The organism is Pontibacter sp. YIM B11418, assembly GCF_059278805.1.
Map to the genome: position 1 here is coordinate 541,233 of NZ_JCAEMH010000001.1, position 25,131 is coordinate 566,363.

At 51.5% G+C, this 25,131-nt stretch carries 23 protein-coding genes; 6 read left to right on the forward strand and 17 right to left on the reverse strand.

What is annotated here, in order from left to right:
* Positions 1–71 precede the first annotated feature (71 nt).
* The 9 genes from AC4QZR_RS02335 to dapF form a co-directional block, all read right to left on the reverse strand.
* Positions 72–1,565: a Do family serine endopeptidase gene (locus tag AC4QZR_RS02335; RefSeq protein WP_494479484.1), complete on the reverse strand. Its 1,494-nt coding sequence runs from the start codon at positions 1,563–1,565 to the stop codon at positions 72–74.
* A 183-nt stretch (positions 1,566–1,748) separates the two neighbouring features.
* Positions 1,749–2,243 carry an Hsp20/alpha crystallin family protein gene (locus tag AC4QZR_RS02340; protein WP_494479485.1) on the reverse strand — a complete coding sequence of 165 codons (495 nt, stop codon included), beginning with the start codon at positions 2,241–2,243 and terminating at the stop codon, positions 1,749–1,751.
* A 146-nt stretch (positions 2,244–2,389) separates the two neighbouring features.
* Positions 2,390–3,166: a porin family protein gene (locus tag AC4QZR_RS02345; RefSeq protein ID WP_494479486.1), complete on the reverse strand. Its 777-nt coding sequence runs from the start codon at positions 3,164–3,166 to the stop codon at positions 2,390–2,392.
* 6 nt (positions 3,167–3,172) lie between these two features.
* Positions 3,173–4,375 carry a M20 metallopeptidase family protein gene (locus tag AC4QZR_RS02350; protein ID WP_494479487.1) on the reverse strand — a complete coding sequence of 401 codons (1,203 nt, stop codon included), beginning with the start codon at positions 4,373–4,375 and terminating at the stop codon, positions 3,173–3,175.
* Between the two features lie 120 nt (positions 4,376–4,495).
* The gene (locus AC4QZR_RS02355) at positions 4,496–5,002 is read right to left on the reverse strand and encodes a sporulation protein (protein ID WP_494479488.1); all 507 of its coding nucleotides are present in this window, start codon (positions 5,000–5,002) and stop codon (positions 4,496–4,498) included.
* Positions 4,986–5,657 (reverse strand): deoxyribose-phosphate aldolase, encoded by a 672-nt coding sequence (deoC, locus tag AC4QZR_RS02360; protein ID WP_494479489.1) that lies wholly within the window; start codon positions 5,655–5,657, stop codon positions 4,986–4,988. The genes AC4QZR_RS02355 and deoC overlap by 17 nt, the downstream gene beginning before the upstream one ends.
* A 135-nt stretch (positions 5,658–5,792) precedes the next feature.
* A complete protein-coding gene (gene secA, locus AC4QZR_RS02365; RefSeq protein WP_494479490.1) occupies positions 5,793–9,158 on the reverse strand; it encodes a preprotein translocase subunit SecA in 3,366 nt (1,121 codons plus the stop codon).
* A gap of 863 nt (positions 9,159–10,021) precedes the next feature.
* Positions 10,022–10,543: a GNAT family N-acetyltransferase gene (locus AC4QZR_RS02370; protein WP_494479491.1), complete on the reverse strand. Its 522-nt coding sequence runs from the start codon at positions 10,541–10,543 to the stop codon at positions 10,022–10,024.
* Positions 10,544–10,546: 3 nt separating this feature from the next.
* Positions 10,547–11,332 carry a diaminopimelate epimerase gene (gene dapF / locus AC4QZR_RS02375; RefSeq protein WP_494479492.1) on the reverse strand — a complete coding sequence of 262 codons (786 nt, stop codon included), beginning with the start codon at positions 11,330–11,332 and terminating at the stop codon, positions 10,547–10,549.
* A gap of 102 nt (positions 11,333–11,434) precedes the next feature.
* Between dapF and AC4QZR_RS02380 the strand changes: the two genes are divergently transcribed.
* The 4 genes from AC4QZR_RS02380 to AC4QZR_RS02395 all read left to right on the forward strand — a co-directional run bounded on the left by AC4QZR_RS02380 (position 11,435) and on the right by AC4QZR_RS02395 (position 14,851).
* Entirely contained in the window at positions 11,435–12,328 is an 894-nt protein-coding gene (locus AC4QZR_RS02380) for a class I SAM-dependent methyltransferase (protein ID WP_494479493.1), read from the forward strand.
* A gap of 143 nt (positions 12,329–12,471) precedes the next feature.
* Positions 12,472–13,548 (forward strand): calcium:cation antiporter, encoded by a 1,077-nt coding sequence (locus tag AC4QZR_RS02385; protein WP_494479494.1) that lies wholly within the window; start codon positions 12,472–12,474, stop codon positions 13,546–13,548.
* Positions 13,549–13,625: 77 nt separating this feature from the next.
* Positions 13,626–13,892, forward strand: coding sequence for a hypothetical protein (locus AC4QZR_RS02390; protein WP_494479495.1), 267 nt, complete (start codon positions 13,626–13,628; stop codon positions 13,890–13,892).
* Positions 13,893–13,912: 20 nt separating this feature from the next.
* The gene (locus AC4QZR_RS02395) at positions 13,913–14,851 is read left to right on the forward strand and encodes a Ppx/GppA phosphatase family protein (RefSeq protein ID WP_494479496.1); all 939 of its coding nucleotides are present in this window, start codon (positions 13,913–13,915) and stop codon (positions 14,849–14,851) included.
* A gap of 69 nt (positions 14,852–14,920) precedes the next feature.
* On the opposite strand, the gene AC4QZR_RS02400 is transcribed toward AC4QZR_RS02395, so the two are convergent.
* On the reverse strand, positions 14,921–17,308 hold the full coding sequence (locus tag AC4QZR_RS02400; protein ID WP_494479497.1) for a hypothetical protein: 2,388 nt from the start codon (positions 17,306–17,308) through the stop codon (positions 14,921–14,923).
* Positions 17,309–17,497: 189 nt separating this feature from the next.
* Between AC4QZR_RS02400 and AC4QZR_RS02405 the strand changes: the two genes are divergently transcribed.
* The gene (locus AC4QZR_RS02405; protein ID WP_494479498.1) at positions 17,498–18,565 is read left to right on the forward strand and encodes an Ldh family oxidoreductase; all 1,068 of its coding nucleotides are present in this window, start codon (positions 17,498–17,500) and stop codon (positions 18,563–18,565) included.
* 3 nt (positions 18,566–18,568) lie between these two features.
* Positions 18,569–18,907: a hypothetical protein gene (locus AC4QZR_RS02410; RefSeq protein WP_494479499.1), complete on the forward strand. Its 339-nt coding sequence runs from the start codon at positions 18,569–18,571 to the stop codon at positions 18,905–18,907.
* Positions 18,908–18,971: 64 nt separating this feature from the next.
* Here the strand turns inward: AC4QZR_RS02410 and hscA are convergent, their stop codons facing one another.
* From hscA to rplQ, 7 genes are all read right to left on the reverse strand, one after another.
* A complete protein-coding gene (gene hscA, locus AC4QZR_RS02415) occupies positions 18,972–20,834 on the reverse strand; it encodes a Fe-S protein assembly chaperone HscA (RefSeq protein WP_494479500.1) in 1,863 nt (620 codons plus the stop codon).
* A gap of 111 nt (positions 20,835–20,945) precedes the next feature.
* Entirely contained in the window at positions 20,946–21,254 is a 309-nt protein-coding gene (locus AC4QZR_RS02420; protein ID WP_494479501.1) for a magnetosome magnetite crystal formation protein family, read from the reverse strand.
* Complete coding sequence (locus AC4QZR_RS02425; protein WP_494479502.1) at positions 21,254–21,511, reverse strand: helix-turn-helix domain-containing protein; 258 nt, start codon at positions 21,509–21,511, stop codon at positions 21,254–21,256. The genes AC4QZR_RS02420 and AC4QZR_RS02425 overlap by 1 nt, the downstream gene beginning before the upstream one ends.
* A 172-nt stretch (positions 21,512–21,683) precedes the next feature.
* Entirely contained in the window at positions 21,684–21,983 is a 300-nt protein-coding gene (locus AC4QZR_RS02430; protein ID WP_253400886.1) for an FtsB family cell division protein, read from the reverse strand.
* Positions 21,984–22,084: 101 nt separating this feature from the next.
* On the reverse strand, positions 22,085–23,362 hold the full coding sequence (gene eno / locus AC4QZR_RS02435) for a phosphopyruvate hydratase (protein ID WP_494479503.1): 1,278 nt from the start codon (positions 23,360–23,362) through the stop codon (positions 22,085–22,087).
* A gap of 20 nt (positions 23,363–23,382) precedes the next feature.
* On the reverse strand, positions 23,383–24,489 hold the full coding sequence (carA, locus tag AC4QZR_RS02440) for a glutamine-hydrolyzing carbamoyl-phosphate synthase small subunit (RefSeq protein ID WP_494479504.1): 1,107 nt from the start codon (positions 24,487–24,489) through the stop codon (positions 23,383–23,385).
* Between the two features lie 76 nt (positions 24,490–24,565).
* Positions 24,566–25,075: a 50S ribosomal protein L17 gene (gene rplQ / locus AC4QZR_RS02445; protein ID WP_253400889.1), complete on the reverse strand. Its 510-nt coding sequence runs from the start codon at positions 25,073–25,075 to the stop codon at positions 24,566–24,568.
* Positions 25,076–25,131: the final 56 nt, after the last annotated feature.

Here is a 25,131-nt window from a genome sequence, read left to right on the forward strand (position 1 = left end):
TTTTCTTTTCTAATAAAACAAAAAAGCTCCCGCCTTGCATGGCAGAAGCTTTTTTGTCGAATGGTTAAATCTTAGCGTTTCCCGATCGGGTAGTACGCTTTCAGACCGTCAGGGTATACACCTTCTATGTAAACGATGCCGGTTTCGAAGTTCTTCAGGTGGCGCTCCACATCGGAAGGCACGTTTACCGCATACTTATCGATTCGGGTGATTATGAAGCCATCTTTCATGCCCGTGTCGCGGAACTTGCTCTTGGCCACGTTGGAGATTTTGGCACCACCGTCTATACCTAGCTTGTTCATTTCCTGCTTACTCACCGCCTCAAAAGAAGCGCCGTCGAATGTCACGGTACTAGCATTGCTGCGCTTCGATATCTCGGTGCTGTTGTTCAGGTTACGGAGCGTTACGTTTGCTGTACGGGTCTTGCCGTCACGCAGGTACTCTACTTTCACCTTGTCGCCAGGGCGATAGCGCGCTACCTGCTCGAGCAGTTGCGACGTACGAGCTACTTTCACATCGTTGATAGCTGTTACCACGTCACCATTGCGCAGACCTGCTTCTTTAGCGCCACCTTCACGCACTTCCTCCAGGTATACTCCGCTCAGGGTGTTAAGGCTTTTCTCTTTGGCAAGAGCCGCATCAATTTCACGAATAGTCGCCCCAAGCAAGGCACGCTGCACTTCTCCGTATTTCAGCAGGTCGTCTACCACCTTGCTCACAATGGCCGAAGGCACCGCAAAAGAGTATCCGGCAAAAGAGCCGGTCTGCGAAGCAATCGCTGTGTTTATACCTACCAGATCACCGTTCAGGTTTACCAGGGCGCCGCCACTGTTACCGGGGTTTACAGCAGCATCAGTCTGAATAAAAGATTCGATGCTCAGGTCATCAGTGGCGCTGGTGCGCAGAATGTTGATGTTACGTCCTTTGGCGCTCACTATACCTGCTGTTACCGTAGAGGTCAGGTTCATGGGGTTACCCACGGCCAGCACCCACTCGCCTACCTGCAGGTCGTCGGAGTTACCGTAGCGAATAACCGGCAGTTTGTCGGCGTTGATCTTCAGTAAGGCAAGGTCTGTAGTAGGGTCAGTGCCTACCAATGTTGCCTCAAACTTACGTTTATCATCCAGCGTCACTTCTATTTTGTCGGCGCGGTCGATTACGTGGTTGTTGGTGACGATGTAGCCGTTCGAGGCGATGATAACGCCGGAGCCAGAGCCCATCTGCGGACCACGCGGTACACGTTCGCCAAAGCCATCACCGAAAAACTCCCGCAGGAAAGGATCCATTGGGGTGTTGCTGCGCTGTGTGGTACGTGCACTGTATTCCGTCATAACGTGCACAACGGCTGGCGTAGTCACTTGCGCTGCATTAACAAAATTAAGACCTTCCGGCACGATCACGTTGCTGCTGCGCATGTCGCTTGTGTAGCGTACGGTCGGGTACTGCTGTTGAGTCTCTACTCCCTGCGGACTATCATTTTCCAGCAACTTATAGCTGCCTACTGCCACACCGCCGCCCATTAGCGCCGAAAGTGTGAGGCCAACAATAAACTGTTTCGTCTTCATGTATTGAACTCCTTCTAATTGATGGGTTTTAATATTAAGTATTATATATATAACAAACCTTTAACGCTAATATACTATACGACAGTATACCTAGTCAAGGCGATTTGCATTCTTTAACATTTCTATAACAAAAAAGAGGCCAGTTTCGGTGGCCTCTTTTTTGTCAATTTAAATTCCTTGTCATTATTTACCATTCTCAGAAGCACTCACACGCTTTTGCTTGCTACTCTGCCTGGCTTCCTCTCCACCGGCGATCGTGATCTGGCGCTTCATGGTTTTGTGCTCGTCTTTCGGCACGTTCACCCGCAGCACACCGTCCTCGAGCTGCGCTGATATCTTATCCGGGTTCACGTTGTCAGGCAGGTAGAAAGAGCGGGAGAATGTACCGTACTGGGTTTCGAGCATCTGGTAGCGGCGTCCTTCCTCTTTCTTCTCGAAGCGGCGCTCACCTGAAATGGTCAGCTTGCCTTCCTGAAAATCGATGGCGATGTCCTCTTTGCGAATGCCGGGCAGGGCTACTTCAATTTCGTAACCATTCTCGGTTTCGCAGGCATCCACATGCGGCGTAAATCCGGCAAAGCCTCGTGAGTTTACAGACTCGTTGAAGAATCTGTCTAGCATTGAACTGAAAGTCTGCGGCATGTCGTTCTGCATGCCGTTATATTTTCTGAGTACCATAGCTACCTCCTTTTTTTGAGTTAATGTTTTCATTACAAAGAGGGTATAGCCAAAAGTTTGCCAACCGGATTATTTTATATAATCATGAAATAATGTCATTTAAATTAAAGGTACAAACCTGTCAATTCTGCCAATTTTTCAGAAGTTTAATAGGAATAGCTGGCTGTAGAGGTGGCTCTGTTAAAGGTATATTTTAGTTCTAGCCCAAACACAGGCGAGATGCGGTTGCGCTTCGTGGTATAACCCTGCTCGACCAGCACCCCGTCTTCATCATATTTCGGACTCACCTCCACAAAATAGTAGTCGGTCTGCCGCAGGAAGTAGGGCGTGATACGGAACTTGTCGCTGATCTCGTAAGTGGCGTCTAATCTGAGGCGGGTCCGGTCGATGGTGCGCACCAGCAGATCGTTCGTTTCTTCCCCAAAATCCTTTACCACCAGCATCTCATACGACAGGGACGGTGTGATGAAACGGTCTCCCAACGGAAGGCGTTTGCCCAGCTCTATCCCCAGCCTGAACCGCGCGAAAGGATCGCGGCGCTCCTGGTTCACATAATCGAGTGTCAACTGTTTGTTAAAATACAAACTCTTGATAGTGCCGGCATGGCGCAGGAAAGCTGATGTGAAGTTACTCGAAGGCATGTCCTCTTTCGCATAACGGAACATAGCGCCTGCCAGCCAGTGGTCGGTAAAGGTATGCTCATATCCCAGCGTGAACTCTATGCGCTCGAAGCTGCCCACCCCGTTGTAGCGGCTATCGGTGTTGATGCGATACTGGTTCTGCAGAAACAATAGCCCGCTTTCGCCCAGGCCGTAGCTCAGTTGCAGTTCGGGCCAGATGGCGGTAGGCGCACTCACCTTGCTCTGGGCTTGGCCCAAGAACGGCAGCACAGCCAGTGATAGTATCAGGTATAGCTTCTTCATATTTGTTTAGTCTATTGATTGGGCTACTAATTCCTGCACGGCAATCCAGGCCATCAAGCCGATGCTGGTTTCCAATGCTGTTTCGTCTATATCGAATGTTGGGGTATGTACGCCAGAGGTGATGCCTCGCGCCTCGTTGCGTGTACCCAGGCGGTAGAAGCAGGCAGCCACTTCCTGCGAGTAATAGGCAAAGTCCTCAGCACCCATCCACAGGTCAAGGTCCACCACGTTTTCTTCCCCAAGGTATAGCACTGCCGCCTCGCGGGCACGGCCGGTCAGGTCTGGGTCGTTCTTCAGGAAAGGGTAGCCAAACTTAATGTCGATGTCGCAGCTGCCGCCCATGCTTTCGCAAAGCCCTTCGGCCAGTTTGCGTATACGGCCGTGTGCCTCTTTGCGCCATACCTCATCCATGGTCCGAAACGTGCCTTCCACCTTCACTTCATTCGGAATCACATTCGTAGCACCCAACGCTTCCACTTTGCCAAAGGAGAGCACTGTCGGCACTTTGGGGCTAGCGTGCCGGCTCACGATCTGCTGCAGCGCCACAATCAGGTGCGACGTGATCAGCACCGGGTCCACATTAAGCTCCGGCAGGGCTGCGTGACCGCCCTTGCCTTTTACGGTAATGTAGATTTCGTCGGCGCTAGCCATGTACATGCCTGACCGGAAACCAACCTTGCCGGCCGGCAACATCGGGAACACGTGCTGGCCTATGATACCTGATGGGGCCGGTTGCTGCAGTACCCCTTCTTTGATCATGATAGAGGCTCCTCCCGGAAACTTCTCCTCACCTGGTTGAAACACCAGCTTCACAGTACCTTCAAACTCTCCTCGTACTTCCTGCAGAATACGGGCCGCGCCCAGCAAAGAGGCCGTGTGCACATCGTGCCCGCAGGCATGCATCACACCTGCATTCTTCGATTTGTAATCCACGGCGTTTTGCTCCGTGATCGGCAGGGCATCCAAATCAGCGCGCAGGGCGATGGTTTTGCTTTCCGGATGATGTCCTTTGATCAAGGCTACCACCCCGGTATGAGCCATACGCACTGTTTCCAATCCATAGCTTTGCAACACCTGCTCCACGTAAGCGGCCGTATTGTGCTCTTCAAAGGAAAGCTCCGGATTGGCGTGGATGTGCCGGCGTATACCTACCGTATCGTGGGTATAGGTCGTGGCCAGCTTTTTTATTTTCTGTGCTAGTTGATTCATGTAAGTATTTCAGTGATAAGGCACTATTCACCTTATTACAAGCTGTCAAATATAAAAAGAAAAACGTTGCAGCCGCCTAAGCAACTGCAACGCTGTATACCTGTAGCAGACCGCTATACCTTATTGCTTCGGTATGTTGATCTGGTCCTGCACAATGTGGGCATTGGGTATCAGGTCGCTGATCTGGTTGAGTACCTGCTGCGCCTCCATACGGCTAAAGTAGTCGCCTATTTTGAGTCGGAAGTTCGGTTGCTGGTAGGTCAGATAATCCTTTTGCTCCGGCACGCGGGCAATGATGGCTTTGCGTAGGTTCATCACGGTCTGGCGTTCCGATCCGTTATAGGCCATAATACGGTAACCTTGCGCATAGCGAATGTTCTTGTTGACGCTGGCCACCGAATCCATCAGTACAGCTACCTTGGCATTGGCATGGTTCGTGGGCTCTACCCTGGCAACTGCCGGGGCATTGGCATCATCGGCTGGGTACGTTGGGCGGTATACACTGATGTCGTCCACTACGCGGGCACTAGCTCTGTCCGGCGTGCTTGTACGGGCCTCTGCCGAAGGCTTGCAGGCCGAGGATACCATTAGGGCAATGATAAAAAGGAAACTAAGCGCTCTGTTCATGCTTTACAATTTGGATACTGGCCGAGCAACCTAAACGGTCGGCTCCAGCCTCAATTAACGCGACAGCATCGGCGTATGTTTTAATGCCGCCCGATGCTTTTATTTTGATGTGGTTTGGCAGAACGCGACGCATCAGTTGCACATCTTCCACCCGGGCTCCACCCGAAGCAAAACCTGTCGATGTTTTCACAAAGTCTACCCTGGCCGCAGCGCAAATTTCACAGGCTTTGGTAATCTCGTCCTGCGAAAGCAACGCGGTCTCAATAATCACCTTCAGTTCCGCCTCTTTCAGATGACAGAAGTTAGCCAGATCGCTTAACTCACTCTCTATCTCGCTATACCTGCCCGACTTGAAAAACGACACATTCATCACGACATCGATTTCATTAGCGCCGTCGGCGATGGCTTGGTGGGTTTCCAGAATCTTTACTTTAGGATGCTGATAACCCAGCGGAAAGCCGATCACTGTGGCTACTTTTACCCGGGCGCCCGGTCCCAGGCGCTCAGTGGCAGCCTGCACGTAGCAAGGCGGTACACATACTGCCGCGAAACCGTAGTCGCGGGCTTCGTCGCAAAGCTGCAGCACCTGATCCTGTGTAGCATCCGGACGCAGGATGGTGTGGTCTATATAGGTAGCAAGTTCTTCTCCTGACATAATTTTTGACAAAAGATGTTTTTTACAAAAGTAAAGGATATAAAGACTGGATTTGCATCCGCTTTTATATCCTTCACTTTTAGATGATCATATAAAAGTATAGCCGCTCAGCTTTTCAGAAGGCGGCTATCTTAATTATTCTTCAATCAGTACGCAACGGTTGTGGAGCAAGTCGTCCTCTACCGTCTTGAATTTCACGTCTTTCAACACGCGGCCATCGTTGTATTGTACACTCACGCGGTCATTGCGTCCGGCCAGTTTCTGCGAATGGGCGGGCATTATCTTCTCAGGTTCCGGAGCGTGCATCGGGCTGCTGTTATGATCCAGCGACGAGTGCACTTCCTCTTTCTGCTCGTGCAGCACCGGCGCTTTTGGCATTTGCGGCACACGCGGCTCCTGTACCTGCTCTGGTGCCTGTACCGGAATATAGGCGTGGAACAGGAACGATACCGTTTCCTCGTTCACTTTGCCGATCATACGCTTGAACAGTTCAAACGACTCAAACTTGTAGATCAACAGTGGGTCTTTCTGCTCGTACACGGCGTTCTGCACCACTTGCTTCAGGTCGTCCATCTGGCGCAGGTGGTCAGTCCAGGCTTGGTCAATCGTACCTAGCGTAATAATCTTCTCCATTGCACGGATCAGCTCCATGCCATGCGACTCATACGTCTTGGTCAGGTTAGCCACAGCGGCCAGTTGGCGCTTGCCATCTGTGAACGGCACGGCCACGTTCTCGATCATCGGCCCACGGTTCAGGTGGATGTTCTCGATGATCGGGTAGGCCTGCTCTGCGATTTGCTTGTTCTTGGCCAGGTAGTGATTCAGAGCCTCATTGTACAGGCGCTCTACCAGGGCATTGGCCTGACCAGACTTAAACTCGTCTTCCGTGATTGTGGTATTGATACCAAATACACGGATAATGTTGAGCTGGAAGTTGTCGTAGTCAACCGTGTTTTTGTAGTTCACCACCATGTCCTCGCTGATATCATAGATCATGTTCCAGATATCGAGCTCCAGACGCTCGCCGTACAGGGCATTGCGGCGGCGCTTGTACACCACCTCACGCTGGGCGTTCATCACGTCGTCGTACTCAAGCAGGCGCTTACGCTGTCCGAAGTTGTTTTCCTCCACTTTCTTCTGCGCACGCTCAATCGAGTTCGTGATCATCGAGTGCTGAATCACTTCGCCTTCTTCCAGACCCATGCGGTCCATCAGACGGGCAATACGGTCAGATCCGAACAGGCGCATCAGGTTATCCTCAAGCGACACGAAGAACTGCGAAGAACCCGGGTCACCCTGACGGCCGGCACGACCACGCAGCTGGCGGTCAACGCGACGGGACTCGTGGCGCTCCGTACCGATGATGGCCAGACCACCTGAACCCTTCGACTCTGGTGTTAGCTTAATGTCGGTACCACGACCAGCCATGTTGGTCGCGATGGTAACTGTGCCTGGCTTACCAGCTTCGGCCACAATTTCGGCTTCTTTCTGGTGCATTTTGGCGTTCAGTACCTGGTGTCTGATCTTGCGCAATGTCAGCATACGGCTCAGGAGCTCCGAGATCTCTACCGAAGTAGTACCTACCAGCACCGGGCGGCCTTTCTCTGTCAGTTGCACGATTTCGTCGGCTACGGCATTGTATTTCTCACGCGTGGTCTTGTATACCTTGTCGTGCTCATCCTTTCTGGAGATTGGGCGGTTGGTAGGTATAACCACCACATCCAGTTTGTAGATATCCCAGAATTCGCCCGCTTCCGTCTCGGCTGTACCCGTCATACCTGACAGTTTATGGTACATACGGAAGTAGTTCTGCAGCGTAACGGTGGCGTAGGTCTGCGTGGCATCCTCTACTTTCACGTTTTCTTTTGCCTCGATGGCCTGGTGCAGACCATCAGAGTAGCGACGGCCTTCCATTACACGACCGGTTTGCTCATCTACGATCTTCACCTTATTGTCCGGCGTCACGATGTACTCCGTGTCCTTCTCGAACAAGGTATAGGCCTTGAGCAACTGGTTAATGGTATGCACGCGCTTGGTCTTCTCTTGGAAGTCAGCGATCAGCTTTTCTTTGGCGTGCAGTATCTCTTCTTCGTTCAGCGATTTATTGTTCTCGATGTTAGCGATCTCGGTGCCGATATCTGGCAGGATGAATAGCTGCGGATCTTCGCCCTGGCCTGTGATGAGGTCGAGGCCCTTTTCGGTCAGCTCGATCTGGTTGTGCTTCTCGTCGATGGTAAAGTAAAGCGGCTCGTCGGCCTCCGGCATCATGCGGGAGTTATCCTGCAGGTAGTGGTTTTCCACCTTCTGCATGATGGCACGGTTACCCGTCTCGCTCAGGAACTTGATCAACGGCTTGCTCTTTGGCAGACCACGGTAGGCTCTGAAAAGCGAAAGACCGCCCTCCTGTGTGTTTCCTTCCTTGATCATGCGCTTGGCCTCCGTCAGGAAGTTGTTCACGACTTTGCGCTGCGCCTCCACCAGCATCGCGATGCGTGGCTTCAGTTGATAAAACTCGTGCTCATCGCCGCGCGGCACCGGACCAGAAATGATCAGTGGTGTACGGGCGTCGTCGATCAACACGGAGTCCACTTCATCGACCATGGCGTAATGGTGCTTGCGCTGTACCAGGTCTTTTGTTTCGCGTGACATATTGTCGCGCAGGTAGTCAAAACCGAACTCATTGTTGGTACCGTAGGTGATGTCGGCGCGGTAGGCGTTACGACGTCCTTCGGAGTTAGGCTGGTGTTTGTCGATGCAGTCAATGGTCAGGCCGTGGAACTCGAATAATGGTGCCATCCACTCGGAGTCACGACGGGCCAGGTAGTCGTTTACGGTTACTACGTGCACGCCACGCTTAGACAGGGCGTTCAGGAAAGCTGGCAGCGTCGCCACCAGGGTCTTACCCTCACCAGTAGCCATCTCCGCGATCTTGCCCTGGTGCAGCACGATACCACCGATCAGCTGCACGTCGTAGTGCAGCATGTCCCAGGTAATTTCGTTGCCGGCAGCCTCCCACTTGTTGGCCCAAACAGCTTTTTCGCCGTCCAGTTGCACGTTTGGCTTGCGCGCAGCCAGTTGGCGGTCCATGTCAGTGGCGGTTACCACCAGTTGACCGTTCTCTTTCCAGCGGCGGGCTGTTTCTTTCACAATGGCAAAACCGACAGGCAGCACTTCCATCAGCACTACCTCCAGTTCTTTGTTACGCTCCTTCTCCAGTTCATCTATCTCAGAGAAGATGCTCTCCTTCTGCACGATGTTCAGTTCCGTCTCATCGGCCACCCGCTTGTGCAGGGCAGCTATTTTATCGTCGGTAGGCTTCAGGCGCTCATCAATAATGCCTTTAATTTCGACCGTTTTCTGGCGAAGCTGGTCGTCGGTCAGGCTGGTAAGCTTCGCGTACTCCTCATTAATTTTGGATACGTAAGGTACTACCTCCTTTATATCTCTGTCGGACTTGGTTCCGAATAGTTTCGCAACGGTTTTACCGAAAAAATCAAACATCTGTATTGGTTGTTCTTAAATGAAATTCTGCGTTTGCAATATCGTCAAAAATAAAGTGTTTTTCTGACATATCTAAGGCAATGCGCCAAAACAATACCAGAATAACACGGGTATAGCCAATCTGCCATATTTACCGATCGGCTATACTTACATCCTCAACAAAGCACAGGCCTTGTAAATTCCTGTGTCAGAAAGGGAAAGTATTGGGAAGGGCTGTGGCATTGTGACATATCAGGTTTTTTGTTTTTTGGAGTTGGTGCAGGTATAGCGCGAGCGTCCTCGCTCGTGACTAGTATAGTGGGGCCTCTAGCCCAGGTATAGGTATAGCTTGCTTTGTGGCTAATGCTTTCGCAGGTATAGGAACCTATGTTGTTTTATAGCTTGCCCTGGCCGGGCGGGCCTTACTTTTTTCCTTGATGAAAAAAGTAAGCAAAAAAATCAAGACGCTTTTAAACTCGCTGACCGCTCAAACACAAAATCGTCAAGAGTGCACCGGGAACAGCTTTCTGCTTCGTAGTAGGCGTGCAAGTTAGTCTTCCTATACCTGCCAGAAGTAGTTTGCCACAACACTTATACCTAAGAATTGGGCAGCGGCAAACTCCCCTCCTTGGATAAGGAGGGGCAGGGGTGGTTGGACCCGGTACGGCAAAAAAACTGCTATAACCACGAAACTTATACCTGTAGAATGGCAAGGGCTAGTTCCCCTCTCGGGAGGGGCAGGAGTGGATTAAATCAGAAGGAATCTAAACTGCAGAAACTACAACACCTATACCCCTGAAATGGTAAAGGCCAAAGTCCCCCTTTGAAGGGGGCAGGGGGATGTCAATCATGCACGAGAATCCTGTCAATCCTTAAATCCCGATTCAGACGAACAGCAGCTGCATCTCTACCACATCATCCCAACTACCATCAGATTTGCGCAGCCATTCGCGTCGTATACCGACTTCCTCGAAGCCGGCGTTATTAAAAAGCCTGATGCTGGTGTGGTTGGTGGCCGTGATGCTGCAGTATACCTGGTGCATCTGCAAGGTATGCTGACAGTAGTTGAGCAAAAGATGTAATGCTTCGGATGAGTGTCCCTGGCCACGGTATGCGGCAGAAACAACAATGCCTATACCTGCGCGGCGATGCAGTGGATCGAAGTCGAAGAGGTCGATGGCGCCAATGGGTTCCTGCTGATGGTTGCAGATGACGAGCCGGAGTTGCTTGACGGTGTAGATATCGAGGGCGGCGTTTTCGAGGTATTGCTCCAGCACAAACTTGGCGTAGGGCGTAAGCGTGTTGCTGACATGCCAGGTGGAAGTATCGTTCTCCAGGGTATAGAGAAAATCCAGGTCGGTCGGCTCGAGGGCCCGCAGGCAGGTATGGTCGCCTTTCAGAAACATGGGCTATACCTTCTCCGGAAGCGGCACCGTGCCAGTGAACACCAGTCTGGCAGGGCCCGTCAGATATACGTACCGGAAGTTGTCGCCGTGCTGTTCGAAGCTCACCTGCAGGTTACCTCCGGGGGTTTTAACGCGCACCGGGCTTTCCATACCGCGCATACCTGCCACCAGGGCGCAGGCCGTTACGCCGGTTCCGCACGATAGCGTTTCGTTTTCCACACCGCGCTCGTAGGTGCGCACGTAAATGGTGTCCTCAGAAAGACGTTCCACAAAATTCACGTTGGTCCCTTTAGCCTCGAAGCGGTCGTTGTAGCGCACGGCGCGGCCCTCGGCATATACATCCAGGTCACGCACATTGTCTACAAAGCGCACATAGTGAGGCGAGCCGGTATTCAGATAGAAGTCCTCTCCAATACGCTCCACACCCGTCACATCGCCCATTTTCAGCTGTATCTCTTCACGCTCGATGGTGGCCTGGTGCTCGCCGTCGGCTGCCAGAAAATAAGCCACATCCTCGATTACACCAAGCTGTTTGGCAAAACGCACTGTGCAGCGGGCTCCGTTTCCGCACATAGAACCCAAGCGACCGTCTGCGTTAAAGTAAACCATCTCGAAGTCGTATTCGTCGTGGTCCTGCAACAGAATCAGTCCATCAGCGCCGATGCCGGTCCGGCGGTCACACAAATGCTTTATCATCTGTTCGTCCTCTGCCGGGAAGTTCATCTTCCGGTTATCAACCATAACGAAGTCGTTGCCCGTACCCTGGTATTTATAAAAGCTTAGTGGCATACTTTAAAACATTTAAAACAGCTGATACGTGCACTTTCAGACGCGGCATTAAATTCGTAAATTGCCGTCCCCCGGCGTGCGCCGATTATAAACAGCAAATATATGTATTCCTTTTTAACAACAGAAAACTGGACTGACTACGAACTCGTTGACTCCGGAAATTTCGAAAAACTGGAGCGATTCGGGCAATACTATGTGGCACGCCCCGAACCGCAGGCCATCTGGGACAAGCATCTTCCCGAGTCGGAGTGGCAGCGCATGGCCAATGCCGAGTTCACCCGCGACAAAGGCAGCCAGGACAAAGGCCAGTGGAAACTTAAAAAAGGAATGCCCGAGCAGTGGTTCATCAATTACCAGTACCAGGACCTGAAGTTACGCTTCCGCTTGGGCTTGTCCTCGTTCAAGCACGTGGGCCTCTTTCCGGAGCAGGACAGTAACTGGAAGTTCATCTACGACAACACCCGCTCGTTGAAGACTAAAACGCCGAAGGTGCTCAACATGTTTGCGTATACCGGTGCCGCCACCCTGGCCGCCAAAGCCGCCGGCGCCGACGTGACCCACCTTGACTCGGTGAAGCAGGTGAATTTCTGGGCCCGCGACAACATGGAGGCCAGCGGCCTGGACAATGTGCGTTGGATCGTGGAAGACGCCATGAAGTACGCCCGCCGGGAGGTGAAGCGCGGCAATACCTACAACGGCATCATACTGGACCCGCCCGCCTATGGCCGTGGTCCGAACGGCGAGAAATGGCAACTGGAAAACGAACTGAACGAGCTCATCAAACTCTGCCACCAGATGCTCGACAAAACTGACTATTTCCTGGTCATCAACCTCTACTCCCTTGGCTTCTCAGCCCTGATCTTGGACAACCTGATGCGTTTGACGTTTGGAGAGCAAATCAAGCATGAAGAACTGGGTGAGATATACCTGCACGACCGTGGCGCGCGCAAACTGCCCCTGGGCACTTTCTTCCGGTTTAGCTCCGCGGGAAATTAGGAATATACTGCAGAAATAGACTTTTCCTGGCGCTTTTGTTTTCTGCTAAGCCTATTAAAAACAATTAGTAGCACTAGCTCCGGGGTGGCGCTACCATACAAGTTGAAAAACTTTTAAATCACACTTATACCCTTATATATACAATGAGATCATTGTTACAGTGGACGACTGTCATCCCGGTACTAGCCTGGGTACTTTTCTTTTCCGGACTTATCAGCGACAGTAGTATATTTCAGGTTGTAGCTAGTTTACTACTTGTATTTAGTGTGATGGCAGCAGTGCATCATTCTGAAGTAATTGCTGAAAGAGTTGGCGAACCCTACGGCACGATCATTCTGGCTATATCCATCACAGTTATTGAGGTTTCGATCATTGTCTCACTGATGATGACAGAAGGACAGGCGGCTGTTTCGCTTGCCAGAGACACCGTGTATGCCGCTACCATGCTTATTCTCAACGGCATAGTCGGGCTTTGCCTGCTGATTGGAAGTTTGAAGCATTACGAACAGGACTTTTCCAAACCCTCCGTTACCATTGCCTTGGTTTCGCTTATCTCCATTGTCGTTTTCACACTAGTGTTTCCTACTTTCACGGAAAGCGTATCCGGAGCTTACTACTCTACACCCCAACTCGTTTTTGCCTCTGGTGCCTGCCTGGTTATTTACGGATGCTTTTTGTTTGCGCAAACCAGAAGATACCGCCAATATTTCCTGACAGTTGGGAAGGATGAAGATGAAGAAAAAGCGGTGCCGATCATCATCAGTAACAGGGTGTTTATAATCAGCCTGCTGTTTCTGATTGTCTGCCTGGGCATTGTCGTGCTGCTGGCAAAAACGCTGTCGCCTACCATCGAGAGTATTATCACGAGCTACAGCCTTCCCAAAACACTGGTAGGTATTGTGATTGCAGGCATCATTCTGTTGCCGGAAGGTATAGCCGCCATCAACGCCGCCAGAAAAAACAGACTACAGACCAGTATCAACCTGTCGCTCGGCTCGGCCCTGGCAAGTATCGGCCTAACGATACCAAGCGTGGCGGCAGTCTGCATCTACTATGATATTCCCATCATCCTGGGGCTCGACATCAAGTCCATTATCCTACTAGGCCTGTCCGTGTTCACGGTGATGCTGTCGCTGAGTGGCGGTAAGACGAATATTGTGTACGGGGTGGTATTGCTCGTCAACCTGTTCGCTTTCGTGTTTTTGATGATTTATCCTTGAGGTGAATTATGTTGGCTGCGGCCACGAAGAGGTAGTGTAAGGTTGGCTTCTCAATCATTGACATTGAAGATTAAGTTATGATTCTACTAAGCGGAGGATTTTCGACAGGTATGCTTACCAGCCTCCTTGGAGCATTCTTAGGAGCATTGGCCGTTATTATCTGGTCGCACATATATGCCACCAAAACCCCTTTTTACAATCTGAGCTATACTAATTACCCGGCTATACAGAAATTTTTCGTATACCTGTTCTTTCTGGTATTTGCGCTTATATCTGCTGCAATAGCTTTTTATATTCTCTTGTTTCTGATTGGGGCAATCTTCGCCACTTTTGATACGATGTAATTCGTTTTAACCCCTCTCCTATGACCAAACGCCTCGCACTCATCGACATGGGTACCAACACCTTTCACCTCCTCATCACAGAGGTAGATGAAAACGGTAACCGCACGGACTTCGTGAAAACCAAGCTGCCGGTTCGACTGGGCCAGGGCGGCATCAGCAAGGGGGCTATTGCGCCGGAGGCTTATGAGCGGGCTTTGAAAACGCTGAATGATTTTCGCAGGCAAATTGACGAATACGACGTGGAGACGGTGCGGGCCATGGCCACGAGCATGGTGCGCAATGCCAGCAACGGGGAGGACTTTATTAAAGACATTTACAAACAAACTGACATTCAGGTAGAGGTCATCGACGGGGAACGTGAGGCAGAGCTGATTTACCACGGCGTGCGCTCGGCTGGTGTGCTGGACGAACAGACCTCGCTGATCATGGACATTGGCGGGGGCAGTGTGGAGTTTATTATCTGCAACAATCAGGAGATTTTCTGGAAGCAAAGCTTTGAGGTAGGTGCCCAGCGCCTGATGGACAAATTCTTCAGCGCCGATCCTATACCTGATGCGGAGGTCGCAGCCGAGAAGCAATTCCTGGCGGTGCAACTACAGCCACTCACCGATGCTGTAGCAAGGTATAAGCCCGTCCGGCTGGTAGGCGCATCCGGTACGTTCGACACCCTCTGCGACATCGATGCCCTGAGCCACGGTGACAATGCCCGGCAGCTTTCGCAGCCTGCCGCTTCTTCACTGCAAATCTCGGACTTCTACAAGATATACCAGGAACTGCTGCACAAAACCCACGACGAGCGCCTGGCTATACCTGGTATGCTGGAGATGCGCGTGGATATGATCGTGCTGGCAAGTATACTGGTCGACTTCGTGCTGGAGACCTATCACCTGAAAGAGATCCGGGTGTCGGCTTATGCGCTGAAGGAAGGGGTTTTGGCACAGGCACTTGAAAAAATGTAGCCGCTATACCTTGTTCAGAAAAACAACAAAGCCTATCCATTGGATAGGCTTTGTTGTTTTCATCGGCATTTACCCTTTTGCCAGTTTCTTGCGCTCTTTCTCGTAGGCCTTGCCCAGGTGTTTCAGCTTTTTATCGCCCTGGGTATAGCCGGCTGCCAGCACCTTGGCCGCTTCAGTCCGGCCGCTGCTCACGTCTTGTATCGCCAGCTGTATACCTAGCTGCTGCTGCACCTTCTTGGTTTTGCCTTTCGCATAGCCATGGTTGAGCAGGTTGGTCAGGAGTTGCAGAGCAGCTTTCTCCTGATGGATGTCGGTGAAGTGATCTACCACAGAAGCCGTGAAAGCCAGTTTGCTTTGCTCACGGGCAAAATTGTAAAGCGAAATATGATCCAATCCAAAACGAGCAACTTTCTTGCTCAGGTAGTGTTGTTCGGCAGTGTTGTAGCGTTGTATCGCATCCGTGTACCGACCTGTCGCTACCATACGGTTTGCTTCTTCCAGCATACTTTGATAGGCAACAGCATCGCCAATGGTGGCACGGCCGTCTTCTGCCGTGAACGTAGCAATGGTGCAGGTTACTTTCGTTTCCGCCGCAGTTAAAGCAGCCTGGTAGGCCTGGTCAGCGGCAATGAACTTCTTCTCGCGTACAAGCGCCTGCGCATTCTGGTAGTGGCGATCGTAATCGGCCTGGACATTCAGACACTCCTGCGTGAAGATGCGATCCCGGAGCTCAATGTACTTGCCCTGCACCTCATTGTCACGCTCCAGGGCATAACGTGCGCGCATGTTCTCAGCGGAACTGGCCACTGCTCTGGCATCGCTTAACCGGTTGTTCATGGCCAGGGTATAGCCCTCCGCCAACTGACTCAGCAGCACCGGTTTCGCGGCCTGCTGCAGCAAACCATTAAGCTCACGCACAGGCTGGAAGGTATAGCCCTGCTCCAAAGCCAATGCTGACTCGAACTGCTCCAGCGCATAACGGTAGTCTTTCGACTTGATGGCCTGACGACCTTTGTCGATGTGCTGCACATAGTACTGGTATTTCACCTGTCCCTGCAGTTCGGCAGCCTCGGGTGCGTCGCGCAGCAGGTAGTCGTACTGGCGCTGGAAGGTATAGGCTTCGTTAGCCAACTGGTCGGCCTGTGCCAGGTCGCCTCTGCTCAGAAAGCGCTTGCCCTCCTCCACCATGCTGCGGTAGTAGCCGTACACGGCGCGGCCTTCGCCGTCGTTCAGGGCGGGCATGTTACAACGCAGTCCGCCCAGGGTGCTGCACAGGGCGCGGGCATCGGCGTAGGCGGCTACGGCACTACGGTAATCACCGCGACCGTTGTGAGCGTGGCCTTCTGCCATGAACGAACTGTAGATATCGTGCGCCAGCCCCAGTGCCATTTGCTGCGTTTCAGGGTCCACGCGCATTTGGGTGAGGATGTCGCGGGTACGGCCGGCCGCTCCCTGCAGGTTGCCGCTCATAAAGTCCAGGCGGGCCAGTTGCAGGTGCGCCGGTGCAAAGCGTGGGTTCACCTCCAGCGATTTCACAAAGTAAGTGCTGGCAGCGGCCAGGTTGTTGCGGGCCATCAGGCTAATGCCCCGGTTGTAAAACTGCTGGTCGAGCGTAGCCAGGGTATGGTTCACGGCTTTGCGGCGCTCTTTCAGCAACTGATTCAGTTGGTTTGATTTGGCGGTATAGCGCTGCGGGTCGTACTGATTCAGGCTCAGCTTGTCAGAGAAGCGCTTGTCCTGCAGTTTGTCCAGCATTTCCTCCATATCGCGCAGGCGCTTGTCCTCCTGTTTGATGCGGTCCACATCGTCGTGCTTGATCAACACGACATCCTGCAGCATCTTGTTCAACGTGGCATCGGCTGCATAATAGTCTTTGACCAGGTTGATCTGTCCTTCCAGTTCCTGCACATCGGCCTGAGTATACACCAAGCCCAAACTCTCTACTTTTAAGGTATAGCCCTGGCTGTTGGCGGTGTCCGGCACAGAAGTTTCCAGCGCCACGATGCCGTTTGGCTTCAGATTCAGGATAGGCAGGCTATAACGCTTCACTTCCTTCTGCTGGCTGTTGAGCAACCGTACCGTCATTTTGGCCTGCTCGGGCAAGAGCACGTTGCCCAGGTCGAAACCACGGTAATGCACATCGCCGTTCACTCCTATCTGCTGCAGCTGCACCTTGATCTGCAACTGATCACCGGCTCTGGCAATGCGGGAATGCTGCTCCAGGCGCACTACAAACTCAGGCTTGCGGCTGGGGCGGCCCCCGGTTTTACTGCTAGTCGTGCCGCCTTCGGTTAGCAGCTGGATCATCTTGTTGCTATTCACCTGACTGCTGCTGCCAGCCGCTTCCTGCTTTATCAGGAAAGAAACAGGTATGGCTTCGTTAAACACAAGCTGGCTCTGTGCCTGTACTGCAACAGCCGCTGTGAGTAGCCAAATCAGAAGTAGTGCTCTTTTCATAATCGTATCGTTTTAGCCTGCTTTGGCCAAGTCAAAATCTATTCCACTTTTCTACCAAACTCCGAAAGTATAGAAAAAAGGGTATATAAATGGTAATCAGCCCCATAATTTCCGTGAAGGACAATCGCTTTAGGAATTGCGAGGCATTGGCCTGATATTTTTTTAATTTGCGGCCCTAATCCGATTACTATGTACCCATACCGACACCTCTTTGACTTCACCCGCGAGATTTTTCTGAACATCGGCTGCCCGCTGGAAGACGCCCAACTGGCGACCCAGGTATTGCTGGAAGCTGACCTGCGCGGCATTGATTCCCATGGCGTGGCCCGACTGAGCGGTTACGTTCGCCTTTGGGAAGCAGGCCGCATCAACCCGAAGCCCTCCATTTCCATTGTGCACGAAACGCCCAGCACTGCCACAGTAGACGGCGACGGCGGACTCGGCCTGGTGGTGGCGCCACGCGCCATGGACATTGCCATGCAGAAAGCAGAGAACGTAGGTACAGGTTGGGTGTCGGTTCGGAACTCAAACCACTTCGGTATAGCAGGCTACCACGCCATGCAGGCCCTGCAGCGCGACATGATCGGGATGGCCATGACGAACGCCAGCCCGCTGGTGGCGCCCACCCACTCGACGAAGCGCATGCTGGGCACCAACCCGATTGCGGTGGCGGTGCCTGCCAAAGAACAGCCTCCTTTCGTGGCAGACTTTGCTACTGCTTCTGCAGCCAATGGCAAGCTGGAAATCCTGCAGCGCAAAAACGAAAAAGCGCCACTCGGCTGGATACAAACGGCTCAAGGCGAGGACACGGACAATGCAGACGAATTAAAACAGGGTGGTTCGCTCCTACCACTAGGCAGTGACCTGACTCATGGCAGTCACAAGGGTTATGCTCTGGGCGCTATCGTCGATATATTCTCTGCGGTACTATCCGGAGCAAATTACGGTCCGTGGGTGCCGCCTTTTGTGAGCTTCCTGGCGCCGCCTATCGACCCAGTGGGCAAAGGGATAGGCCACTTCCTCGGAGCGATGCGCATCGACGCTTTCCGTCCAGCCGACGAGTTCAAGCAGCACATGGACAACTGGATCACATCATTTCGCAAGGCGGATGTGAAGAGCGGTGAAGAAGCCGTGCTTATACCTGGCGATCCGGAGCGCATCATGACTGCTATACGCCTGCAAAAAGGTATACCATTGCTGCCACCTGTTGAGAAAGACCTGGCGGAGTTAGGCAAAAAACTAGGCGTGAAATTCTAAGCCATGGCGACCGACAAAGGTATAGCCCTGTTCCAGGTACTGGGCCTGGGCTCCACGCGGCGCAGTATCCTGATGCTGGTAGTGTCCTGGACCTTAAATGTGGCCTGGCTCGGTTTCAATTATTTCTGGAGCCTTGTTCCGGAGTCGGTGCTGATTGCTATACCTGTGCTCCTGCTGCTTTACGGTCTGCTTGCCTTGGTGGCCTATGTATACTGGGGCGTTAAAGGCGTACGCGAACAAGATGAGCCTTATGCCAGTGTGCTGGTCGGGGTGATCGTGGCCTTAACGCTGCTATACCTGAACTATACCTTACTCGACGCGCTGATTTCCATTAGCCGATAAAACGAGAAGAGCTGGCCATTACGGTCAGCTCTTCTTGTTTGCAGGTATAGGCAACAGGTATAGCCTATTCGATTTTCTTGCCGGCCATGGCCTGCTTGATGGAAATCTGCATCACACGCTCTGCAAACGGGCTGGTCTGCTCTTCTAGATTATCCACCGCTTTCAGTATCTGGTCTTTGTCGCCGCTTGGCAGCACATCACGCAGTTTCTGCAGATTCTCGCGTGTCAGGTTTACTTCGGCTTCGGTCAGGTGCTGTCCGTTCTTCTCCAGGAAGCGCTCCACCTGGTACAGCATCTGCTCAGCTGTGGTGCGGGCTTCAATCACCATACGTGCCGACACGTCTTCGCGGGCGTGCGTGATAGAGTCCATCAGCATTTGCTCTACCTGCGAGTCCGTCAGGCCGTACTGTGGTTTCACTTCTACCTCCTGCCGCACACCAGAGCGCAGTTCAATCGCCTCTACTTTCAAGATGCCGTCGGCGTTCAGAATGAAGTTCACGTCCACTTTCGGAAAGCCTGCTGGCATGGCCGGTATACCTTTCAGGTCGAACTCGGCCAGCTTTCTGTTTTCCTGCACCAGGTCACGCTCACCCTGGTAAACGGATATTTTCATGTTAACCTGCCCGTCGATCGATGTCGTGTACTGGCGGCCGGCTTTGGTAGGGATCTTGGAGTTGCGTGGGATGATCGAGTCCATCAGTCCGCCCATGGTTTCTATACCTAGCGTGAGTGGCGTCACGTCCAGTAAGAGGATGTCTTTGCGGTTACCTGATAGGATATCAGCCTGAATGGCCGCTCCCAGGGATACCACTTCATCAGGGTTGAGGGAAATGTTCGCGGGCTTGCCGAAAAACTCCGATACCGTCTCGTATACCAGCGGCACACGGGTAGAGCCACCCACCATGATCACGGCATCAATTTGTTCCGGCTTTAGTTTGGCATCGCCCATCGCCTGTCGGCAGCTTTCGATGGTCTTGGCCACGATCGGGGCAATCAGTTCCTCGAACTTGTGACGCGTGATGCCGCATTCTATCGTGTCGTTCACCCTGCTGGTATAGATCTGCTGCTGACTGAGCGCCTTTTTAGCCTCTTCAGCTTTCAGGCGCAGTACCTGCTGTAGTTTTTTGTCCTCGTTGATGCTATCTGCCACGAGCTGGTTTTCCTGAATCCAGTAGTTGATAATGGCCCGGTCCATGTCGTCGCCGCCCAAGTAAGTATCGCCGTGCGTGGAGAGCACCTCAAATATACCTTGATGCAGGCTTAGGATAGAGATATCAAACGTACCACCGCCCAGGTCGTATACGGCAATCGTCTTTTCTTCAGAGGGATCTATACCTATACCATAAGCAAGCGAGGCCGCCGTTGGCTCGTTTACGATGCGCAGCACTTCCAGCCCGGCCAGCTTGCCGGCATCGCGGGTGGCCTGGCGCTGGGAGTCGTTGAAGTAGGCGGGCACTGTGATCACGGCTCTGTTTACCGGAGTTTTTAGGGCATGTTCGGCACGCTCGCGCAGTTCCTTCAGTATTTCCGCAGACAGCTCGATTGGGGAGTAGAACTTATCTCCTACCCTAATTTTCACCAGGCCTTCGCTGTCGTCGTCGATGATCTTATAGCCGAAGTAGTCTTTGTGCTCGCCGAGGTCTTTGTATGATTTGCCCAGCAGGCGCTTAACGGAGTAAATGGTGTTGGCGGGGTCGGTGGTCAGGTAGTCTTTCGCTTCCGTGCCCACAATCGTCTCTCCGCTCTGTGTAAAATGCACAATGGACGGCACAATGGTACCACGCCCCAGGTCGTTGATGGCTACTGGTTTTTTGGTTTCTGGATGTATGTAGGCTACCAGGCTGTTGGTAGTCCCGAGGTCTATACCTACAATCACCTCTTCCTGCTGAAGGGCTCCTGTAGAAAGGTTTATCGCAACTTTTGCCATGTTTGTATACGTTAGTGAGGCCGCCCTATACCTGGGCAGCACTATACGCAAAGTTACGAAAAAATCAGGGGAGGTGTCGGGATGTCGGCGCTTTATACCTGATCTCCGGGCTTATGCCTTCAATATAGTGAACGAGACAGGGTATGGATCGTGAGTTGCGTCTTTGCTCACCAGCCAGCAGACTCTAATGACGTAGAGCGCATTGAGGAAGTAGAGCACCAGATAGGCGGCAAACACATACCACGAACCCGGGTAGTGCATGATCTTCATCCAGGCAAAAAGCATGACTAGCGGATAGGTGACCAGAGACCAGGTAATCTGAAAGTTCAACAGGCTGATGCCCTGCTCATGCACATGGAGCACTTTCTTTTTCTGTGTAATCCAGATGATGAGCGGAAAAACGAGATTGCCGAGCGGCATCAGCAAATACGAAGCACGGACAGGTGCATCAACAGCAGCACGCTTTTGTCAGGCTCCTTGCCATAATCGTATACCTCCTCCACGTCTACGTTTAGTGCCTGGCAGATGGATTTCAAGGTATAGCCGCGCGGTTCGGTCTCTCCTTTCTCTATACGCTGCAAAGTCCGCAGACTTATACCTGCCATTTCTGATAGCTCCTCCTGGCTCAGGCCCTGTCGCTTTCGTATTTCGAGAATTCTGTTTCCTAACTCATTCATAGTGTAGTTTTTTAGGTTTGTTTCTCAATACTACAGTAAAAGTGCCATCCAGGCTTGCGGTATTTCTACGTCATTCCTATGACATTAATGACTTTTTCGCTCTTTGAGGCTATAAATGCAGAAAGCTGTTCATCAAAACAGCTTTCTGCATATCCCTCGATGGACCTATACCTTACTTTTCTTTCTTTGGCACAACGATAAACACGTCCTCACTTGGGCGCTTCATCAGGTATTTCTCTCTCGCAAATTTCTCGAGCAGTTCCGGGTTGCCCATCAGTTCCTCGCGGTCCTGCTGCACCTCGGCCATTTTCTCGAGGTAGTACTCCTTGTCTTTCTCTTTATTGTGCAGCTCCCTACTCATGCGGTACTGTGTGATAAAGTCGTTAGAGTCGAAAAATAACATCCACACCAAAAACAGCATACCTGTTATGAAATAGAAACTGCGGACAAACTTAGGTATACGATTGAGCATATATAGGATACTATAGATATTACACTGAGGGCTTTACACAAAAATAAGGCTGTGAGTCATAAACCCACAGCCTTATGCCTAAAATATTTTCAGGATGTTCGTTAGAACTTCTTTCCAGGATAATAAGCCACTTCTCCGAGCTCCTCCTCAATACGGAGCAGTTGGTTGTACTTAGCCATACGGTCAGAGCGGGAAGCTGAGCCTGTCTTGATCTGGCCTGTGTTAAGGGCCACTGCCAGGTCTGCGATGGTGTTGTCTTCCGTTTCACCTGAGCGGTGCGACATCACACTCTTATACCCATGGCGCAGGCCCAGGTTAATCGCGTTGATCGTCTCTGTCAGTGTACCAATCTGGTTTACTTTGATCAGGATGGAGTTGGCCACGCCCTGGTCTATACCTTGCTGCAGACGGTTCACGTTCGTAACAAACAAGTCGTCACCTACCAGTTGTACTTTGCTGCCGATTGACTCAGTCAGCTCTTTCCAGCCTTTCCAGTCGTCTTCGTCCATACCGTCTTCAATCGAAGCAATTGGGTATTTCTCGGTCCACTCTTTCCAGTAGCTCACCATTTCAGAAGAGGTCAACTTATCGCCGGTAGACTTCTTGAAGGTATAGAGACCCGTAGACTTGTCGTAGAACTCAGAGCTGGCCGCATCCATGGCGATCATCATGTCATCGCCTGGCTTATAACCAGCCGCTTCGATCGCCTGCAGTACTACCTCGATCGCCTCTACGTTAGACGCAATATTCGGAGCAAAGCCGCCCTCGTCACCTACGTTCGTAGAAAGACCTTTCTTCTTGAGTACATTTTTCAGGTGATGGAACACCTCAGATCCCATACGCAGCGCTTCAGAGAATGAAGGCGCACCAACCGGCATGATCATAAACTCCTGGAAGTCGATGGCATTGTCAGCGTGACTACCACCGTTCAGGATGTTCATCATTGGCACAGGCAATGTGTTGGCATTGACACCACCTACGTAGCGGTACAACGGCATACCAAGTTCCTGTGCAGCTGCACGAGCAATAGCCAGCGAAACGCCTAGTATGGCATTAGCGCCCAGGTTGCCTTTGTTCTCCGTGCCATCCAGCTCAATCATGATCTTGTCAAGCAGGTTCTGCTCAAAAACCGGAAATCCGACAAGCTCTTCAGCTATTTTCTCGTTTACATTCTGAACGGCCTGCAGTACACCTTTGCCCATGTATCTGCCTTTGTCACCATCGCGAAGTTCTACCGCCTCATGCACACCCGTAGAAGCGCCGGAAGGCACAGCAGCACGGCCTAGCACGCCGCTCTCTGTAAACACATCAACTTCTACTGTCGGGTTGCCTCTTGAATCAAAGATCTGGCGGGCTTTAATATCTGTAATTAAGCTCATCGGTTTGTTTTTATATAGTTTTACTTGTTTTGCTCTAACAGGGCGATAAAATCGTCGAACAGGTAAACGGAATCATGAGGTCCCGGTGAAGACTCAGGGTGATACTGCACCGAGAACGCCGGCTTCGACTTCATGCGTATACCTTCCACTGTGTTATCGTTCAGGTTGATATGCGTCACTTCTACGTCCGGATGGTTCTTCAGTTGTTCTGCATCTACCACAAAACCGTGGTTTTGCGAGGTGATCTCGCTCAGCCCGGTGATCAGGTTTTTCACAGGATGATTCAGGCCTCTGTGTCCATTGTGCATTTTGTAGGTAGCAATGCCATTGGCCTGCGCCAGCATCTGATGCCCCATGCAAATACCGAACATCGGTCTGCTCTTATCCAGTATTTGCTTCACACTGTTGATAGCTACTGTTGTTGCAGCCGGATCGCCAGGGCCGTTTGATATAAAGTAACCATCTGGGTTCCACTTCTCCATTTCTTCGAATGGCGTATCGTATGGGAATACCTTCACTTCGCAGCCACGTGCCACCAGGTTGTTCAAACTATTACGCTTAACACCAAGGTCCAGCACAGCCACTTTATACTTCACCTCCTCAGGTTTCATGTGGTAAATCTCATGCGTACTCACATGCGATGAAAGCTCAAGACCATCCATGGAAGGCACCTCCGCTAATCTCTGCTTCAACACTGCTACGTCAGCAGTCTCAGATGAGATAATACCGTTCATGGCTCCTTTATCGCGAATATGTCGCACTAGGGCACGGGTGTCGATTTCACAGATCCCTACTATACCTGCTTTTTCAAAATAATCCTGCAGAGAACCTTCTGCTTGCTTACGGGAAAAGAAATGCGAGAATTCCTTACAAACAAGGCCATTGATCTGTACTTTATCCGATTCTACCTCGTCAGACTGTACACCATAATTGCCTATGTGGGAAAATGTAGTGACAACTAACTGACCGTAATAAGACGGATCCGTGAAGATTTCCTGGTAACCTGTCATACCTGTATTAAAGCATAACTCACCACCTGTCGTACCAATGCGTCCCAGGCTTTTGCCCGTGAAGACGGTACCATCTTGCAATAAAAGAATAGCTTCGGAAGTTGTGTGTTTCTTCATCTTGATAATTTGATACAAAAATAAAAAAGGGACACGACTAATGTCATGTCCCTTTACAATATTTCACAAATGAAGCTTATTCAGCATCTTTTGTCTCTTCTTTAGTACCCTCTGCTTCTGGAGTTGCAGGAGTTGAAGCCTCAGTAGACTCAGCACCTTTTTTCTTAGAAGAAGAACGACGACGAGTTTTCTTAGCACCAGCAGTACCAGTTGTAGTCAGCATATCTTCGTTGTAGTCAACAAGCTCGATAACGCACATTTCTGCGTTGTCACCTAGTCTGTAACCAGTCTTCAGAATGCGGGTATAGCCACCTGGTCTGTTCGCGATTTTAACAGATACTTCGTCAAACAGCTCTTTCACAGACTCCTTGTCTTGCAGGTATGCGAAAACAGTTCTTCTAGAGTGAGTTGTGTCGTTTTTAGCTTTAGTCAGTAGGGGCTCAACATACTTGCGTAGTGCTTTTGCCTTGGCTACTGTAGTAGAAAGACGCTTGTGCAGGATAAGCGAAGCAGCCATGTTTGACAGCATTGCTTTGCGGTGCGAAGCGGTTCTTCCTAAGTGATTTACTTTTTTACCGTGTCTCATTATTTTGAATTGTGCACGTGCATACCGTCGATCAACCCACCCGGGGATCGGGAATT

Coding starts and splice junctions, on each gene's coding strand:
- AC4QZR_RS02335 (WP_494479484.1), bottom strand. CDS start 1,565: ATGAAGACGAAACAGTTTATTGTTGGCCTCACACTTTCGGCGCTAATG.
- AC4QZR_RS02340 (WP_494479485.1), bottom strand. CDS start 2,243: ATGGTACTCAGAAAATATAACGGCATGCAGAACGACATGCCGCAGACT.
- AC4QZR_RS02345 (WP_494479486.1), bottom strand. CDS start 3,166: ATGAAGAAGCTATACCTGATACTATCACTGGCTGTGCTGCCGTTCTTG.
- AC4QZR_RS02350 (WP_494479487.1), bottom strand. CDS start 4,375: ATGAATCAACTAGCACAGAAAATAAAAAAGCTGGCCACGACCTATACC.
- AC4QZR_RS02355 (WP_494479488.1), bottom strand. CDS start 5,002: ATGAACAGAGCGCTTAGTTTCCTTTTTATCATTGCCCTAATGGTATCC.
- deoC (WP_494479489.1), bottom strand. CDS start 5,657: ATGTCAGGAGAAGAACTTGCTACCTATATAGACCACACCATCCTGCGT.
- secA (WP_494479490.1), bottom strand. CDS start 9,158: ATGTTTGATTTTTTCGGTAAAACCGTTGCGAAACTATTCGGAACCAAG.
- AC4QZR_RS02370 (WP_494479491.1), bottom strand. CDS start 10,543: ATGTTTCTGAAAGGCGACCATACCTGCCTGCGGGCCCTCGAGCCGACC.
- dapF (WP_494479492.1), bottom strand. CDS start 11,332: ATGCCACTAAGCTTTTATAAATACCAGGGTACGGGCAACGACTTCGTT.
- AC4QZR_RS02380 (WP_494479493.1), top strand. CDS start 11,435: ATGTATTCCTTTTTAACAACAGAAAACTGGACTGACTACGAACTCGTT.
- AC4QZR_RS02385 (WP_494479494.1), top strand. CDS start 12,472: ATGAGATCATTGTTACAGTGGACGACTGTCATCCCGGTACTAGCCTGG.
- AC4QZR_RS02390 (WP_494479495.1), top strand. CDS start 13,626: ATGATTCTACTAAGCGGAGGATTTTCGACAGGTATGCTTACCAGCCTC.
- AC4QZR_RS02395 (WP_494479496.1), top strand. CDS start 13,913: ATGACCAAACGCCTCGCACTCATCGACATGGGTACCAACACCTTTCAC.
- AC4QZR_RS02400 (WP_494479497.1), bottom strand. CDS start 17,308: ATGAAAAGAGCACTACTTCTGATTTGGCTACTCACAGCGGCTGTTGCA.
- AC4QZR_RS02405 (WP_494479498.1), top strand. CDS start 17,498: ATGTACCCATACCGACACCTCTTTGACTTCACCCGCGAGATTTTTCTG.
- AC4QZR_RS02410 (WP_494479499.1), top strand. CDS start 18,569: ATGGCGACCGACAAAGGTATAGCCCTGTTCCAGGTACTGGGCCTGGGC.
- hscA (WP_494479500.1), bottom strand. CDS start 20,834: ATGGCAAAAGTTGCGATAAACCTTTCTACAGGAGCCCTTCAGCAGGAA.
- AC4QZR_RS02420 (WP_494479501.1), bottom strand. CDS start 21,254: ATGCCGCTCGGCAATCTCGTTTTTCCGCTCATCATCTGGATTACACAG.
- AC4QZR_RS02425 (WP_494479502.1), bottom strand. CDS start 21,511: ATGAATGAGTTAGGAAACAGAATTCTCGAAATACGAAAGCGACAGGGC.
- AC4QZR_RS02430 (WP_253400886.1), bottom strand. CDS start 21,983: ATGCTCAATCGTATACCTAAGTTTGTCCGCAGTTTCTATTTCATAACA.
- eno (WP_494479503.1), bottom strand. CDS start 23,362: ATGAGCTTAATTACAGATATTAAAGCCCGCCAGATCTTTGATTCAAGA.
- carA (WP_494479504.1), bottom strand. CDS start 24,489: ATGAAGAAACACACAACTTCCGAAGCTATTCTTTTATTGCAAGATGGT.
- rplQ (WP_253400889.1), bottom strand. CDS start 25,075: ATGAGACACGGTAAAAAAGTAAATCACTTAGGAAGAACCGCTTCGCAC.